Annotated in this window: 12 protein-coding genes; 9 read left to right on the top strand and 3 right to left on the bottom strand. The window is 62.5% G+C overall.

Annotated features, from left to right (window positions below):
• The first annotated feature begins 65 nt into the window (after window positions 1-65).
• From ACLFLU_RS29515 to ACLFLU_RS29485, 7 genes are all read left to right on the top strand, one after another.
• Window positions 66-1265, top strand: coding sequence for a pyridoxal-phosphate-dependent aminotransferase family protein (locus tag ACLFLU_RS29515; RefSeq protein ID WP_426408259.1), 1200 nt, complete (start codon window positions 66-68; stop codon window positions 1263-1265).
• Window positions 1266-1306: 41 nt separating this feature from the next.
• Window positions 1307-2104 (top strand): enoyl-CoA hydratase/isomerase family protein, encoded by a 798-nt coding sequence (locus ACLFLU_RS29510; RefSeq protein ID WP_426408258.1) that lies wholly within the window; start codon window positions 1307-1309, stop codon window positions 2102-2104.
• 144 nt (window positions 2105-2248) lie between these two features.
• Window positions 2249-3223 carry a Bug family tripartite tricarboxylate transporter substrate binding protein gene (locus ACLFLU_RS29505; RefSeq protein ID WP_426408257.1) on the top strand — a complete coding sequence of 325 codons (975 nt, stop codon included), beginning with the start codon at window positions 2249-2251 and terminating at the stop codon, window positions 3221-3223.
• A 165-nt stretch (window positions 3224-3388) separates the two neighbouring features.
• Window positions 3389-3931, top strand: coding sequence for a tripartite tricarboxylate transporter TctB family protein (locus ACLFLU_RS29500; protein ID WP_426408256.1), 543 nt, complete (start codon window positions 3389-3391; stop codon window positions 3929-3931).
• Between the two features lie 11 nt (window positions 3932-3942).
• Window positions 3943-5460: a tripartite tricarboxylate transporter permease gene (locus ACLFLU_RS29495; RefSeq protein ID WP_426408255.1), complete on the top strand. Its 1518-nt coding sequence runs from the start codon at window positions 3943-3945 to the stop codon at window positions 5458-5460.
• Between the two features lie 220 nt (window positions 5461-5680).
• Entirely contained in the window at window positions 5681-7018 is a 1338-nt protein-coding gene (locus ACLFLU_RS29490; RefSeq protein ID WP_426408254.1) for an FAD/NAD(P)-binding protein, read from the top strand.
• An 87-nt stretch (window positions 7019-7105) separates the two neighbouring features.
• A complete protein-coding gene (locus ACLFLU_RS29485) occupies window positions 7106-7906 on the top strand; it encodes a YdcF family protein (protein ID WP_426408253.1) in 801 nt (266 codons plus the stop codon).
• Window positions 7907-7925: 19 nt separating this feature from the next.
• On the opposite strand, the gene cysN is transcribed toward ACLFLU_RS29485, so the two are convergent.
• Genes cysN through cysQ form a run of 3 tightly spaced genes read right to left on the bottom strand, consistent with a single transcriptional unit; the run spans window position 7926 to window position 11544 of the window.
• Window positions 7926-9797 (bottom strand): sulfate adenylyltransferase subunit CysN, encoded by a 1872-nt coding sequence (cysN, locus tag ACLFLU_RS29480; RefSeq protein WP_426408252.1) that lies wholly within the window; start codon window positions 9795-9797, stop codon window positions 7926-7928.
• Window positions 9797-10696, bottom strand: a complete 900-nt coding sequence (gene cysD / locus ACLFLU_RS29475) for a sulfate adenylyltransferase subunit CysD (protein ID WP_426408251.1) — start codon at window positions 10694-10696, stop codon at window positions 9797-9799. Before cysD ends, cysN begins: the two co-directional genes overlap by 1 nt.
• A gap of 41 nt (window positions 10697-10737) precedes the next feature.
• The gene (cysQ, locus tag ACLFLU_RS29470) at window positions 10738-11544 is read right to left on the bottom strand and encodes a 3'(2'),5'-bisphosphate nucleotidase CysQ (protein ID WP_426408250.1); all 807 of its coding nucleotides are present in this window, start codon (window positions 11542-11544) and stop codon (window positions 10738-10740) included.
• A gap of 390 nt (window positions 11545-11934) precedes the next feature.
• Between cysQ and ACLFLU_RS29465 the strand changes: the two genes are divergently transcribed.
• Window positions 11935-12288 (top strand): VCBS domain-containing protein, encoded by a 354-nt coding sequence (locus tag ACLFLU_RS29465; RefSeq protein ID WP_426408249.1) that lies wholly within the window; start codon window positions 11935-11937, stop codon window positions 12286-12288.
• A gap of 279 nt (window positions 12289-12567) precedes the next feature.
• Window positions 12568-13773, top strand: coding sequence for an O-antigen ligase family protein (locus ACLFLU_RS29460; protein ID WP_426408248.1), 1206 nt, complete (start codon window positions 12568-12570; stop codon window positions 13771-13773).
• The last annotated feature ends 369 nt before the right edge of the window (window positions 13774-14142 follow it).

Here is a 14142-nt window from a genome sequence, read left to right as displayed (position 1 = left end):
GACAAGCCGGTCAAATGGTGCTATTCGGCGGCCATCAAAACAAGGCTAGACCGGGAAGGACGCCTATGACCGTGCATACTGGAAGGCATTTTCTCCAGATTCCAGGACCGACCAACGTGCCCGACCGCGTGCTGCGGGCGATGGACATGCCGACGCTGGACCATCGCGGTCCGGAGTTCGCCGAGCTCGGTTTTGCGGTCCTGGCCTCGATGCAGCGGGTGTTCCGCACCAAGCAGCCCGTGATCATCTTCCCCTCGTCCGGCACCGGTGCCTGGGAAGCGGCCATGGTCAACGTGTTTGCGCCCGGCGACAAGGTGCTGATGTGCGAGACCGGCCAGTTCGCCGTGCTGTGGCGCGGTATCGCCGAAAAATTCAAGATCGACGTCGACTTCATCCCGAGCGACTGGCGCCATGGCGCCGACCTCGCCGAGATCGAGAAGCGGCTTAGCGCCGACAAGCAGCACGCGATCAAGGCGGTTTGCGTCGTCCACAACGAGACCTCGACCGGCTGCGTGACGCCGCCGCTCGACGTTCGCAAGCTGCTCGACCGCGTCAAGCATCCGGCGCTTCTGATGGTTGACACCATCTCCGGCCTCGGCTCGATGGAATACGAGCACGATGCCTGGGGCATCGACGTCTCGGTCGCCGGCTCCCAGAAGGGCCTGATGCTGCCGCCGGGTCTCAGCTTCAACGCCGTCTCGGAGAAGGCGCTCGCCGTTGCCAAGACCAATCCGGGCATGCGCTCCTATTGGGACTGGCAGGAGGTCATCACCTTCAACAAGCTCGGCACCTTCCCTTATACGCCCGCGACCAATCTGCTCTATGGCCTGCGCGAAGCGGTCAAGATGCTGGAGGACGAGGGGTTGGAGAACGTCTGGACCCGCCACAAGCGCCACAGCGCAGCGACGCGCGCCGCGGCCAGGGTCTGGGGCCTCGAGACGCAGTGCGTCGATCCGGCCGCGCACTCGCCGGCGCTGACCGGCGTGCGCGTGCCTGACGGACACGATGCCGACGCCTTCCGCAAGGTGGTGCTGGAAAACTTCGACATGTCGCTCGGCACCGGCCTGAACAAGGTCAAGGGCAAGGTGTTCCGCATCGGCCATATCGGTCATTTCAACGATCTGATGCTGATGGGCACACTCGCTGGCGTCGAGATGGGCCTGGATCTTGCAAAGATTCCGCACCGGAGCGGTGGCGTGCTGGCGGCCATGGACGTCCTGAAGGGGCGCGACGCCGTGCCGATGGCCAAAGCCCAGGTCGCTTAAAGGCTCAAATGGCCTGAACTAATTTGGAAAGTGAGCGCGCGATGAACGCACCGACGACGACCAACGAAGACCTGCTCTACTCCGTCACGGACGGCATCGCGCGGATCACCTTCAACCGCCCGCAGGCGCGCAACGCCATGACCTTCGCCATGTATGACCGCATGGCGGAGATCTGCCTGGAGATCAACGCCGATCGTTCGATCAAGGCGCTGATCCTCACCGGCGCCGGTGACAAGGCGTTCGCCTCCGGCACCGACATCTCGCAATTCCGCGCCTTCAAGACGGCGCAGGATGCGCTCGACTACGAGGCACGGATCGACCGTGTGCTCGGCACGCTCGAGCAGTGCCGCGTGCCCGTGATCGCGGCCATCGCGGGCGCCTGCACTGGCGGTGGCGCCGGCATCGCCGCCTGCTGCGACTTGCGCATCGGCACCGAGACGACGCGCATGGGTTTCCCGATCGCGCGCACGCTCGGCAACTGCCTGTCGATGTCCAACATCAGCCGCGTCGTTTCGCTGGTGGGTCCGGCCCGCACCAAGGATCTGATCTTCAGGGCGCGCCTGGTCGAAGCGCAGGAAGCGTTGTCGCTCGGCCTGCTCACCGAAATCGTCCCTGACGTCGAGACGCTGCAGCGCCGCGCCGACGAGACCGCAAGGCTCGTCGCGAGCCATGCTCCGCTGACGCTCGAAACGACCAAGGAAGCGGTGCGCCGCATCCGCCCCACGCTGTCGCGCGAACAGGGCGAGGACCTGATCCTGAAGGCCTATATGAGTGAGGATTTCCGCGAAGGCATGGACGCCTTCCTCAACAAGCGCACGCCGAACTGGAAGGGCAAGTAGCGCGCGCTTCGTCCGCCGAAAGTCACATGCGGCGGATTGTCCACCTGCTTGAACTCGCGCGCTTTAGTCCGCACAATGCGCCGATAGCTTTCCCGGCGCCACAAAGCCAATAAGAACCAGGGGACGAAACTCGTGCGAATTCCAGTGAAAGCCGTCGGAGCTGCGACGGCCTTGTTGTTGAGCGCGCCAGCCTTTGCCGGCTGGGAGCCCACCAAGCCGGTCGAGATCGTCGTGGCCGCAGGCGCAGGCGGCGCCTCCGACCAGATGGCGCGGATGATGCAGGCCGCGATCCAGAAGAACAGTCTGATGAAGCAGCCGATCGTGGTCTCGCTCAAGGGCGGCGCGTCGGGTGCGGAAGCGCTGATGTACATGAAGTCCAGCGAGGGCGATCCGAACAAGGCGCTGATCGCCTATTCGCTGATCTACATGCTGCCGCTGTCGGCCAAGATCCCGTTCAACTGGCGCGAGCTGACCCCGGTCTCGGTGATCGCGCTCGACCAGTTCGTGCTGTGGGACAACAGCGCCGGCCCCAAGACGGTGAAGGAGTTCGTCGACGCCGCGAAGGCGGCGAGCTCCCCGTTCAAGATGGGCGGCACCGGCTCCAAGCGCGAGGATCACGTGCTGACCGTCTTCCTCGAGCAGAAGACCGGCGCGAAATTCTCCTATCTGCCCTACAAGTCCGGCGGCGAGGCCGCGACCCAGCTCGTCGGCAACCACACAGAATCCAACGTCAACAACCCGTCCGAAAATCTCGAAGTCTGGCGCGCCGGCCAGGTGCGTCCGCTCTGCGTGTTCGACAAGGAGCGCATCGCCTACAGCAGCAAGGTGACGGACACGCAGTCCTGGGCCGACATTCCGACCTGCAAGGAAGAGGGCGTCGACGTCCAGTATCTGATGCTGCGCGCGATGTTCCTGCCCGGCAAGGTCACGCCGGAGCAGCAGGCATTCTATGTCGAGCTGTTCCACAAGGTGACGCAGACAGCCGAATACAAGGACTACATGGAAAAGCAGGCATTGAAGCCGATCTTCCTGACCGGCAAGGACATGGTGCAATTCCTCGAAGAGGACGATGCCGTCAACAAGTCGCTGATGACGGAAGCCGGATTCGTCGCGAAGTAAGATGCTCTTCTCCCTCGCCCCGTTCTTACGGGGAGAGGGTTGGGGTGAGGGGCTCCCTCCGCGAGCCCGACTCTCACCGTATCCGCGGAGACTCCCCCTCACCCTGACCCTCTCCCCGCAAGTGGGGAGAGGGGGAATAGAACGCAGTCAGTCCCTCAACAGCTCATGTCCCAAACCGATCTTGAAATCGTCGTCGACGATCCGACCGCGCCCGAGGAAAACTCACCCTCCGTCACGAGCTCAGGCACGGTCGAAATCATCGTCTGCCTGCTGCTGCTCGCGCTCGCCGCGATCCTCGGCTACGACAATTGGCGCACCGGTGCGTCCTGGGATTCGACCGGGCCTGAGCCCGGCTATTTCCCGTTCTATCTCTCCCTCGTCCTTGCCGGCGGCAGCCTTTGCGGCCTGATCGCCGCGCTCGTCGCGCGCCGCGGCGCTGCCGAGACCTTCGTCACGCGCGCGCAGGCGCGCCGCGTGATGGCGGTGTTCGTGCCGACGCTGCTGTTCTGCCTGGTGACGCAGTTCCTCGGCCTCTATGTCGCAAGCTTCCTGCTGATCGCGGGCTTCATGCGGGCGATCGGCAAGATCGCGCTGTGGAAGTCGCTGCTCACCGCCTTCCTGTTCACGGCGATCATGTTCGTCACCTTCGACATCGCCTTCGACGTCATCATGCCGAAGGGGCCGCTCGAAGCGGCCTTCGGCTACTAGGCGGACCCGCGATGGAAGCTTTCGGTCTCCTGCTTCACGGCTTCGCCGTCCTGCTGACGTGGAAGACGCTCGTGCTGATGATGGTCGGGCTGGTGCTCGGGATCTTCGTCGGCGTGCTCCCCGGCCTCGGCGGCCCCAACGGCGTTGCGATCCTTTTGCCGCTCACCTTCACGATGGATCCGACCTCGGCGATCGTGATGCTGTCCTGCATCTACTGGGGCGCGCTGTTCGGTGGTGCGATCACCTCGATCCTGTTCAACATCCCCGGTGAAGCCTGGTCGGTCGCCACCACCTTCGACGGCTATCCGATGGCGCAGCAGGGCAGGGCGGCGGAGGCGCTGACCGCGGCGTTCACGTCGTCCTTCATCGGCTCGCTGGTCGCGGTGCTGCTGATCACCTTCCTCGCGCCGATGATCTCGTCCTTTGCGCTGAAGTTCGGTCCGCCCGAGTTCTTCGCGGTGTATCTGCTGACCTTCTGCTCTTTCGTCGGCCTCGGGCGCGAGGCTAAGCACAAGACGGTCATCTCGATGTCGCTGGGGCTGTTGCTCGCAGGCATAGGCATGGACACGGTGTCGGGCCAGCTGCGCATGACCTTCGGCTCATCCGAGCTGTTGCGGGGCATCAACTTCCTCGTTGCCGTCATCGGTCTGTTCGGCATCAGCGAGATCCTGCTGACGATGGAGGAGCGGCTGGCGCTGCGCGGCCACGCGGCGAGCATTTCGCCGCGCGTGGTGCTGAGCGTGTGGAGGGACCTGCCGAAATACTGGGTGACGCTGCTGCGCTCCTCCTTCATCGGCTGCTGGCTCGGCATCACCCCGGGCGGCGCGATCGCGGCATCCTTCATGGGCTACAACCTCGCCAAGCGTTTCTCCAAGGATACCGAGAGCTTTGGCAAGGGCCGCATCGAGGGCGTGTTCGCGCCGGAAACGGCAGCGCATGCCTCCGGCACCGCGGCACTGCTGCCGATGCTGGCGCTCGGCATTCCCGGCTCTGGCACGGCTGCGATCCTGCTCGGCGGGTTGATGGTGTGGGGGCTCAATCCCGGCCCGCTGCTGTTCGTCGAGCACAAGGATTTCGTCTGGGGCCTGATCGCCTCGATGTATCTCGGCAATGTCGTCGGACTCGTGCTGGTGCTGACCACGGTGCCGATCTTCGCCTCGATCCTGCGTGTGCCGTTCGCGGCCGTCGCGCCGATGATCGTGGTGTCCTGCGCGATCGGCGCCTATGCGATCCAGAATGCGATGTTCGACATCTGGCTGATGCTCGGCTTCGGTGTCGTCGGCTACGTCTTCAAGAAGATCGGCATTCCGCTGGCTCCGTTCACGCTGGCGCTCGTGCTCGGCAACCGCGCCGAGGATGCCTTCCGCCTGTCGATGATCGGTGCCAGTGGCGACCTCAAAGTGTTCTGGTCGAACGGACTGGTCGGCTCGATCACGACGCTCGCCATCGTGCTGCTGTTCTGGCCGGCAATCGACGGGCTGCTTGCCCGCGTCGGATGGACGTTGCGCGCCAAGCCCGTATCGCGCTAGGCGCGGCAAGTCATTGTAAGTTCAAATGCTTATGGTTCAGTCGTCTGCGACGACAGGCTGTGCGCTGTCAAGGTCTCAAGTCTACCGGTGCCGACATTCCGCTCGCTTGACGGATGGTTTTGCGCAGCCGATCTCCGGGCGTGTGGCATCAGTTGCAAAACGTCCAACGGCGTGCTCAAGGATGCGCCCGTAATGTGCACCAACGACGGTTTGCAAGTCCATGACTCATCCCGCTAATCGACACGCAATCGTCATCGGCGGCGGAGCCAGCGGTGTCCTCCTTGCACATCAACTGCTGCATCATCCGGCTTCGAACTTCCGAGTCACGCTGATCGAAACGCGCGCCGAGATCGGGCGAGGGCTGGCCTATCACACCGGGAATCCCGACCACCTGCTCAATGTTCGGGCAGCCAATATGAGTGCGTTGCCGGATCAGCCGGACCATTTCTGGCGATGGGCTTCGTCGCAAGACATCGCAATTTGTCCTGATCCCTACTGCTTCGTTCCCAGGCGGGTCTACGGAACCTACATCGCTGGCTTGATCGAGCCGATCATCGCGAGCAATTCGCACAGATTGACGATCGTCCAGGAGACCTGTGTCGGGGTTCGGGAAAGCGCCGCGAGCGTGGAGGTGAGCCTGGCCGGTGGCCATCGTCTGACCGGCGATATCGCGGTGCTTGCGACCGGCCACGATACGGGGGAGCCGAAGCCGGGCGCTTACGCAAATCCCTGGGCTCCGCCTGCCGGAATGGACAGGGATAGCGCGGTTCTCATTCTCGGAACCGGGCTGACGATGGTCGACTACGTCTTGTCGCTACTCCGGGATGGACATCGGGGGCCGATCGTTGCGATGTCGCGACGCGGCCTGCTGGCGACGGCCCATCGGCGTGTCGAGCCGATGTGCATCGAGGAGGCCGAGGTTCCTTTCGGGCAAGGCAGCGGAGTGCTGTTCCGGTGGTTCCGTCACAGGGTCGATGCGCACGTGGCCCAAGGGGGCGACTGGCGCAGTGTCGTCGACGCCATTCGTCCGTACACCCAGCGCATCTGGCGCGAGCTCTCGGTGCCGTCGCGGCGACGCTTTCTCGAACATGCGCGCGCGTGGTGGGACGTTCATCGCCATCGCATGGCCCCCGAGGTGGAGACCCGGATCGCAGGCGCCCTTGCCGAGCAGAAACTGAAGATTATGGCAGCCAAGGTAGTCGCCCTGACGGCAAACGAAGGCGGGGTATCGGTTCGATATCGCCCCCGCGGCGAGCGCGAGATCCGCGCGATGCAGGTGGGCGCCGTCGTGGACTGCACGGGCGTGGTGAAGGATCCACGCGCGACCGCGAATCCCGTGGTGCGCAACCTGTTGCAGGAAGGTCGGGCGCGGATCGATCCACTGGGTATCGGGATCGACGTCAGCGCGGATTGCGCGATCATTGACGGGAACGGATCTCCCTCGCATCGGCTTTTCGCCGTTGGACCTCTGACGCGCGCAGCCTTCTGGGAAATCATCGCGATTCCCGACATTCGCAATCAATGCGCCGAACTGGCCGCGCGCCTGACTCGCGCCTGACCCTCGCTTGGTTGCCTGGGGCGAAGCCTGCTTCCTCCGTCAATCGATGATATGACGGACGACCATCTTTGTGGCCGGAGGGAAACCGTGTTCTTCGTTCTATCCAAGACGCTCGGCATCATGGCGCTGCCGCTGAATTTCCTGATCGCCCTCGGCGTACTCGGCTCACTCCTGCTCATGACGCGATTCCTCAGGCTCGGTCGTGCGCTGCTGGTTCTGTCTGCATTGATGCTCGCGGTCTGCGGGTTCGCGCCGGTCGGAAACCTGCTGCTTTATCCGCTGGAGTCCCGCTTCCCGGCGTGGAGCCCGTCCCAACCCGCGCCGGATGGCATCATCGTTCTCGGTGCGTCGATCGACCTCGACATGTCCGCGGCTCATGGTACGCCGGTTGTGAGTACCTCGGCCGACCGGATCCTGATGGCCGCAGCACTGGCTCGGAAATATCCCAAAGCGCGCGTGGTCTATACGGGTGGCAGCCCCAATCTGACCTCCGACGATGCGAAGGAAGCCGACTTCGCGGCGGCGTTGTTTGAAAGCCTGGGGATCGACAAGAGCCGGTTGATCCTGGAACGTCGGTCCCGCAACACCTACGAGAACGCACTGTTCACAAAGGCCATGGTCGATCCCAAGCCCGGCGAGCGCTGGCTGCTCGTGACCTCGGCCTATCACATGCCGAGGTCGATTGGGCTGTTTCGGAAAGTGGGGTTTGTGGTCGAGCCCTGTCCGGTCGATTGGCGCGTCGGCATCGGACGGGACGTCTTCTCGTTCACGGACGTCGCGGAGGACGGCCTATCGCGGACCAATGTCGCCGTGCGCGAGTGGCTCGGCCTGATCGCCTATCGGGCCGCAGGCCGCATCGACGAATTGCTTCCGGGGCCGCAGGGCTGAGACCCCAGCCCAAGGCATCTCAAAGGCGCCGGAGGAGTTCGACGACCTGATCGGCGAGTTCGTCCGGGCGGTGACCGACCGTCTCCAGCCGGATTTCCGGGCGCTCGGGTGCCTCATAGGGCGCGTCGATGCCGGTGAAGTTCTTGATCTTGCCTTCCTTCGCCTTGGAATAGAGCCCCTTGGGGTCGCGCCGCATGCACTCTTCGATGGGCGTGTTGACGAACACTTCGATGAAATCTCCCTCCGCCACTAGGCCGCGGACCATGTCGCGCTCGGCCTTGTAGGGCGAAATGAACGAGCAAATCACGATCAGGCCGCTGTCGACCATGAGCTTGGCGACCTCGCCGACACGCCTAATGTTCTCGACCCGATCGGCTTCCGTGAAGCCGAGATCCCTATTGAGCCCGTGGCGGAGATTGTCGCCGTCGAGCAGCATGGTGTGGTTGCCGGTCGCGAACAGCTTCTGATCGAGAATGTTGGCGATCGTCGATTTGCCCGCCCCAGACAGGCCCGTGAACCAGATGATCCGCGGCTTCTGGTTCTTGAGCGCGGCGCGTTCGGCCTTGCCGAGCGAGAGCGGCTGCCAGGCGATGTTGCTGGCGCGCCGCAGCGGAAATGCAATCATGCCGGCACCGACGGTGCGATTGGTATAGCGGTCGATGACGATGAAGGCGCCGGTCCGGCGGTTGGTCTCATAGGAATCGAAGGCAACCGGCAGCGCCGTGGCGAAATTGCAGAACGCGATCTCGTTCAGGCCGAGGGTGGTCGCGGCAAGATGCTCGCGGGTGTTGACATCGACGCGGTATTTGATCGCGGTGACGCTCGCCGCCGTGATCGTCTGGGTGCCGATCCTGACGACATAGTTGCGCGCGGGTACGAGCGGTTCTTGATCCATCCAGATCAGATGGGCGGCGAACTGGTCGGCAACCTCAGGACGTTCGGTCGGCTTTGCCAAGATGTCGCCGCGGACGATGTCGATCTCGTCCTGGAGCGTGATCGTCACGGCATCGCCGGCTTCCGCCTTCGATAACTCGCCGTCGTAGGTCACGATCTCCTTGATACGGCTCGTATGGCCGGACGCGGATACAACGATCGCATCACCGGGCGCGACGCTGCCTGACGCCACCGTTCCGGTGAAGCCGCGGAAATCGAGATTGGGGCGGTTGACCCACTGCACGGGAAAGCGGAAAGGCAGTCCGGTCGTCTCGCTCGCGACGTCGATGCTTTCGAGATAATCGAGCAGGCAGGGGCCGTGATACCAGTCGGTATTGCCCGAGCGCTCGATGATGTTGTCGCCGTAGCGCGCCGACATCGGAATCGGAACGATCGAGGAGAAGCCGAGGCCGGTGGCAAAGGCGACGTAGTCGCCGACGATGCGGTCGAACACGTCCTTCTTGTACTCGACCAGATCGATCTTGTTGACGGCAACGACGACGTGCTTGATGCCGAGCAGCGAGCAGATGAAGGAATGGCGCTTGGTCTGCACCAGGACACCCTTGCGGGCGTCGATCAGGATGATGGCAAGCTGCGCGGTCGAGGCACCGGTGGCCATGTTGCGCGTATACTGCTCGTGGCCCGGCGTGTCCGCGACCATGAAGGAGCGACGCGGGGTCGTGAAGAAGCGGTAGGCGACATCGATGGTGATGCCCTGCTGCCGCTCGGCCTCAAGGCCGTCGACCAGGAGGGCGAAATCGATGTCGTCGCCGGTGGTGCCATGCTTGGCGCTGTCGCGCGCGAGCGCGGCCAGTTGATCCTCGAAGATCAGCTTGCTGTCGTGCAGCAGCCGCCCGATCAGGGTCGACTTGCCGTCGTCGACCGAGCCGCAGGTGATGAAGCGCAGCTGGTCCTTGGTCCCGGTCGAATGCGGCTCGCGAAGAACGGAGGTGTCCATCAGAAATAGCCCTCGCGCTTCTTCTTTTCCATCGAGGCAGCCTCATCGGAATCGATCAGGCGTCCCTGCCGTTCCGAGACGGTTGCCGTCTGCATCTCCGCGACGATGTCCTTGATCGTGGTCGCGGTGGAATCGATCGCGCCGCTGAGGGGATAGCATCCCAATGTACGGAATCGGATCATCCGCATTTCAGCCGTCTCGTTCGGCTCCAGCGGGAGGCGGTCGTCATCCACCATGATGAGCGTGCCGCCGCGCCGTACGACGGGGCGCATCTTGGCGAAGTAGAGCGGCACAACCGGGATGTTCTCGAGCATGATGTATTCCCAGATATCGAGCTCGGTCCAGTTCGACATCGCGAACACGCGCATCGTCTCGCCTTGCCGGATGCGGGTATTGAAGAGATTCCACAGCTCCGGTCGCTGGTTGCGTGGATCCCAGACATGGCCCGCGGAGCGGAACGAGAAGATGCGCTCCTTGGCCCGGCTCTTCTCCTCGTCGCGCCTTGCGCCGCCGAACGCCGCATCGAACTCGTAGAGATCCAGCGCCTGCTTCAGGGCGTCGGTCTTCATGACCTGGGTGTGCAAAGAGGAGCCGGAGGAGATCGGGCCGATGCCGCGCTCGACGCCTTCCTTGTTCACATGGACGATCAGATCGGCGCCGATGCGCTTGGCGGTCTCGTCGCGAAACGTGATCATCTCCCGGAACTTCCACGTGGTGTCGACATGGAGGAGGGGAAACGGGAGCCTGGCCGGATGAAACGCTTTCATCGCCACGTGGAGCATCACGCTCGAATCCTTGCCGATCGAATAGAGCATGACCGGCTTTTTGAACTCGGCGACCACGTCGCGCATGATCTCGATCGATTCAGCCTCAAGGCGGCGGAGATGTCGGGGCAGCATATTGGTCTTTTGATCCGGTCAGATTTTGTACAGTCGTTGCGCTATTCGCCGATGCTTCCGCCCCATGCAACGAAGTGACCGTTGCGATAGGCCGGTTTGCCGTAGCGAAGGTCCTCTCCGTCGAGGCCGACAATGCGTCCGCCGGCTGCCAGAAGCACCGCGTGCCCCGCGGCCGTATCCCACTCCATGGTCGGAGCCAGACGTGGATAGACGTCTGCCGCACCTTCCGCAACCGCGCAGAATTTGAGCGACGATCCGTACGGCTTCAGTTCCCGGATCCGGCGCCGGCTGATCCACCCCTGTGTGGCATCGTCGAGGTGGGACCGGCTTGTGACGGCCCGCAAACCCTCGGGCGAAGGGGCCTGCACCTCGATTGTCTGCATTTCGCTGAACGAGGGGCCACATGCGCCGGGTTCGACATGCAACTTGTAGGCGTTCGATCCGCCGAGATAGAGCTGGGACAGGGCCGGCGCATAGACAGCGCCCGCCACCGGTGACCCGTCTTCGATCAGGGCGATATTGACCGTGAACTCGGCAGCCCCCCGGATGTATTCCTTGGTGCCGTCGAGAGGGTCGACGAGGATGAAGTGCGGATTCCGCGTCGTCACGGTCCCGTCGCAAGTTTCCTCCGTGATGACGGGCAAATCAGAAAGATTGCGCGCGAGGCACGACCGAATGACCTCGTCGGCCTGAAGATCGGCGGCGGTGACCGGCGAGCCATCGCTCTTGTATTGCGGATCGCTCGCCGTCGCGCGGACCCTCATGATGGCTTCGCCGGCGCGAACGGCGATCAGACCAAAAAGGCGCGCAATGCGATCAGCCTCGCCCAACGATCCCTTGCCGCTCATCGGACCGGTTCGCCGGCGCTTTGCTCCGACCCGGCCGTCGTCACCGGACAATGGCGCGAACCGGTGCTGCCAGCCAACATGATCCCCTTCATAAGCCCTCATGCGATCCATCGTTCGGAAATATAGCAGATCGCCCGTCCACGGCAAGTTTGCCATAGGGCAGAACCACTTACGGGCGTGCGGGAGCATTTTCGGAATCCCCCTTTCGGCCGGCCCGTCACGCGACCGCCCGTCATCACGCTCCATGCTCCACCAATCATCAAACTGAAAAACAACGACGATAGCTCTGATAGCGCACTATTCCGCCTTCTCTCCACCTTGTGCGATTTCGTGTCCGTCGTGCTCGCGAGCCGGCCAAGCAAATTTAGACGTGCTTCCGAAATCTCATAAGTGGCGGCGCTTGTGTTGCACCCAGCAACACGACGAGTTCCACTGCGCTGCAACAGTGTTGCAGACACCACCGCGACCGATGCGGGCAACATCGTTGCCGTCGGCAACATGATCACGGATGCCGGCGATATCGGCAACGCGCTGAGCGTGGCCGATATCAACGGCCTTGCGGTCTCCGGCGCCCTGGACGTCGCGGGTACTTATGGCACGTTCACGGTCTTCAACGACGGCACCTATCTCTACACTGCCAATCCGGCGCTCGACGGGCTGGCCGATGGCCAACATGCCACCGATCTGTTCAATTTCACGGTCACCAACAGCTTCGGGCGTCTGCGGCATTCAGCATCCGCTTAGGGGTGTTCGCGGTGCCAATGAGGTGCGCTGAACCGGCCATTCCGGTGCGCCTGCGCCCGGTTGGTGGCGGCGCTCGCTTTTTTCACGCCAGGGAGGTCGGCCGGCGTATCTCTGCAAGCATTTCAATCGCTCGCCATCGTGCTATGGAGAGGAGAAACGGCGGATCATGGCGCGGCCGGCTTTGAGCGGAGCTGAGGTGGTATCCATGTTGAGAATTCTGTAGCGCGGATGTCTGGTGTTGCTACCTCGCGCGTAAACCGCGCTGACAGATACCTCTCCTTGGTCGTTTGGTCGGGGCTGGGCCTGTTTGTGTTCGTGTGCGTATTTGACCCAGCGAACAAGCTGACCGGCCTGAAGTCGCCCCTGTTTGGGGGGCTTTGGCTGGTGACGCTGTATGGCTTGGCGATCAATCGATCGGGGCAGAAATTGCCAACGGGACTGCTGGCATATGTGCTCTGCTTCATCGCAATTCCGCTACTGTCTGTTGTTTGGTACTTCGTTATCGACGGCACCCAGCCTTTCGAGGGCTTTCAGCTCCTCAAAGGCTATGTCCTTGTCTCGATCGCACTTGTCCTGTTTCTCAATCGGTGCGATTCTATTCCGTTGCTCTGTGCAGCACTGACGAGTTCGGCTGTGCTCAGCGTGGCACTCTTCGTCTACCTCGAGATCAATCCACATGCCTACGATCATCTGAAGCAGATTGCCGATCCGACGGGCGTGCTTATCCTCGATAAGCGGAAATTCGGGCCGCAGTTGGAACTGCTTCAGGTCTATCTTGCGAGCAGCCCGATGCTGGTGGTCTCCGCCGCCTACTATTTCCATCGCGGAATGACGGAATCCGATCGTCGGTGGATGCGCGTGTGCTGGAGCTTGGTGGCTCTCAACCTGGCTGGCCTGATTGTCGGCGGTACGCGGAATAATATCCTTGGGGCGCTGATTCTGCCGTTCCTCTTGTGGCCGCTATATCAACGCCAACCCTTGCGCAGCGCATTGGTCAGTGTCGGGTTGCTTGCTCTTTGTGTCCTGCCAGCGTTGGGAACGCTGCGCGCACTTTTCGATATGAATGAGCCGTCCAATCACATTAAGCTCGAGTTGCTGCACGACTACCTGAAGATCTTTTCGAATGATCCGGTCACTCTGCTGCTCGGCCAGGGGCTTGGAGCTTATCAATACTGGGGCGCAAAAGGGGGCAGTTCCTACATTTCCGAGCTGACCTACCTCGAACTGGTGCGAAATTTCGGCTTGATTGGGGCCGTCGCCATGATGACGCTGTTGCTGGCCCCGATATCGCTCGCCTTCGCCACCGGCTCCCAACGGCAACGCGCACTAGTATTGTCATACGGCCTCTATTTGGTTGCCTGCGCTACAAACCCGAATCTGTTCTCGTCGATGGGGATATTGATCTTGTCCATCCTCCTCGCCAGCGCGGCAATGGAACGCCCGTTATCGTCTCACGAGCCGACGTCTGCACCGCGCCTTGGCTAGCCTGCCATTTGCTTGTATTCGGAGTTACTCGAACGGCGTTTCTGTTGCGATCCGGGCAAGAACCTTGTTTGAGCGAGTGCTGCCGGAGCTATTTCCAACAAACTCCAACATTGGCAAGATCAAGATGGAGTGACGCCGCACCGTGGTCGAGTGCCAAGATTCTCGACCGGTTGCGTTTTGCGACTGTAGGGGAGTTCGGTCGTTCATGGGCATCTACCGGCTGCTCAGGTGGCTACCGCAGGCGACAGTATTCCCCATTCGCAAACGCACCTAGCGAGACGACAAGCCCCAGGAGTGCTCTGACCAAAAGGAACACGTGATAGTACTTCGACACATCGGCCCCAGCTCGAAGTCGGGGGCTCCTGTGGT

Origin of the sequence: Bradyrhizobium ganzhouense (assembly GCF_049949285.1) — a bacterium.
In the GTDB taxonomy this organism is placed as follows: Bacteria; Pseudomonadota; Alphaproteobacteria; order Rhizobiales; family Xanthobacteraceae; genus Bradyrhizobium; species Bradyrhizobium ganzhouense.
This window is presented reverse-complemented; position numbering and strand designations above follow the sequence as displayed.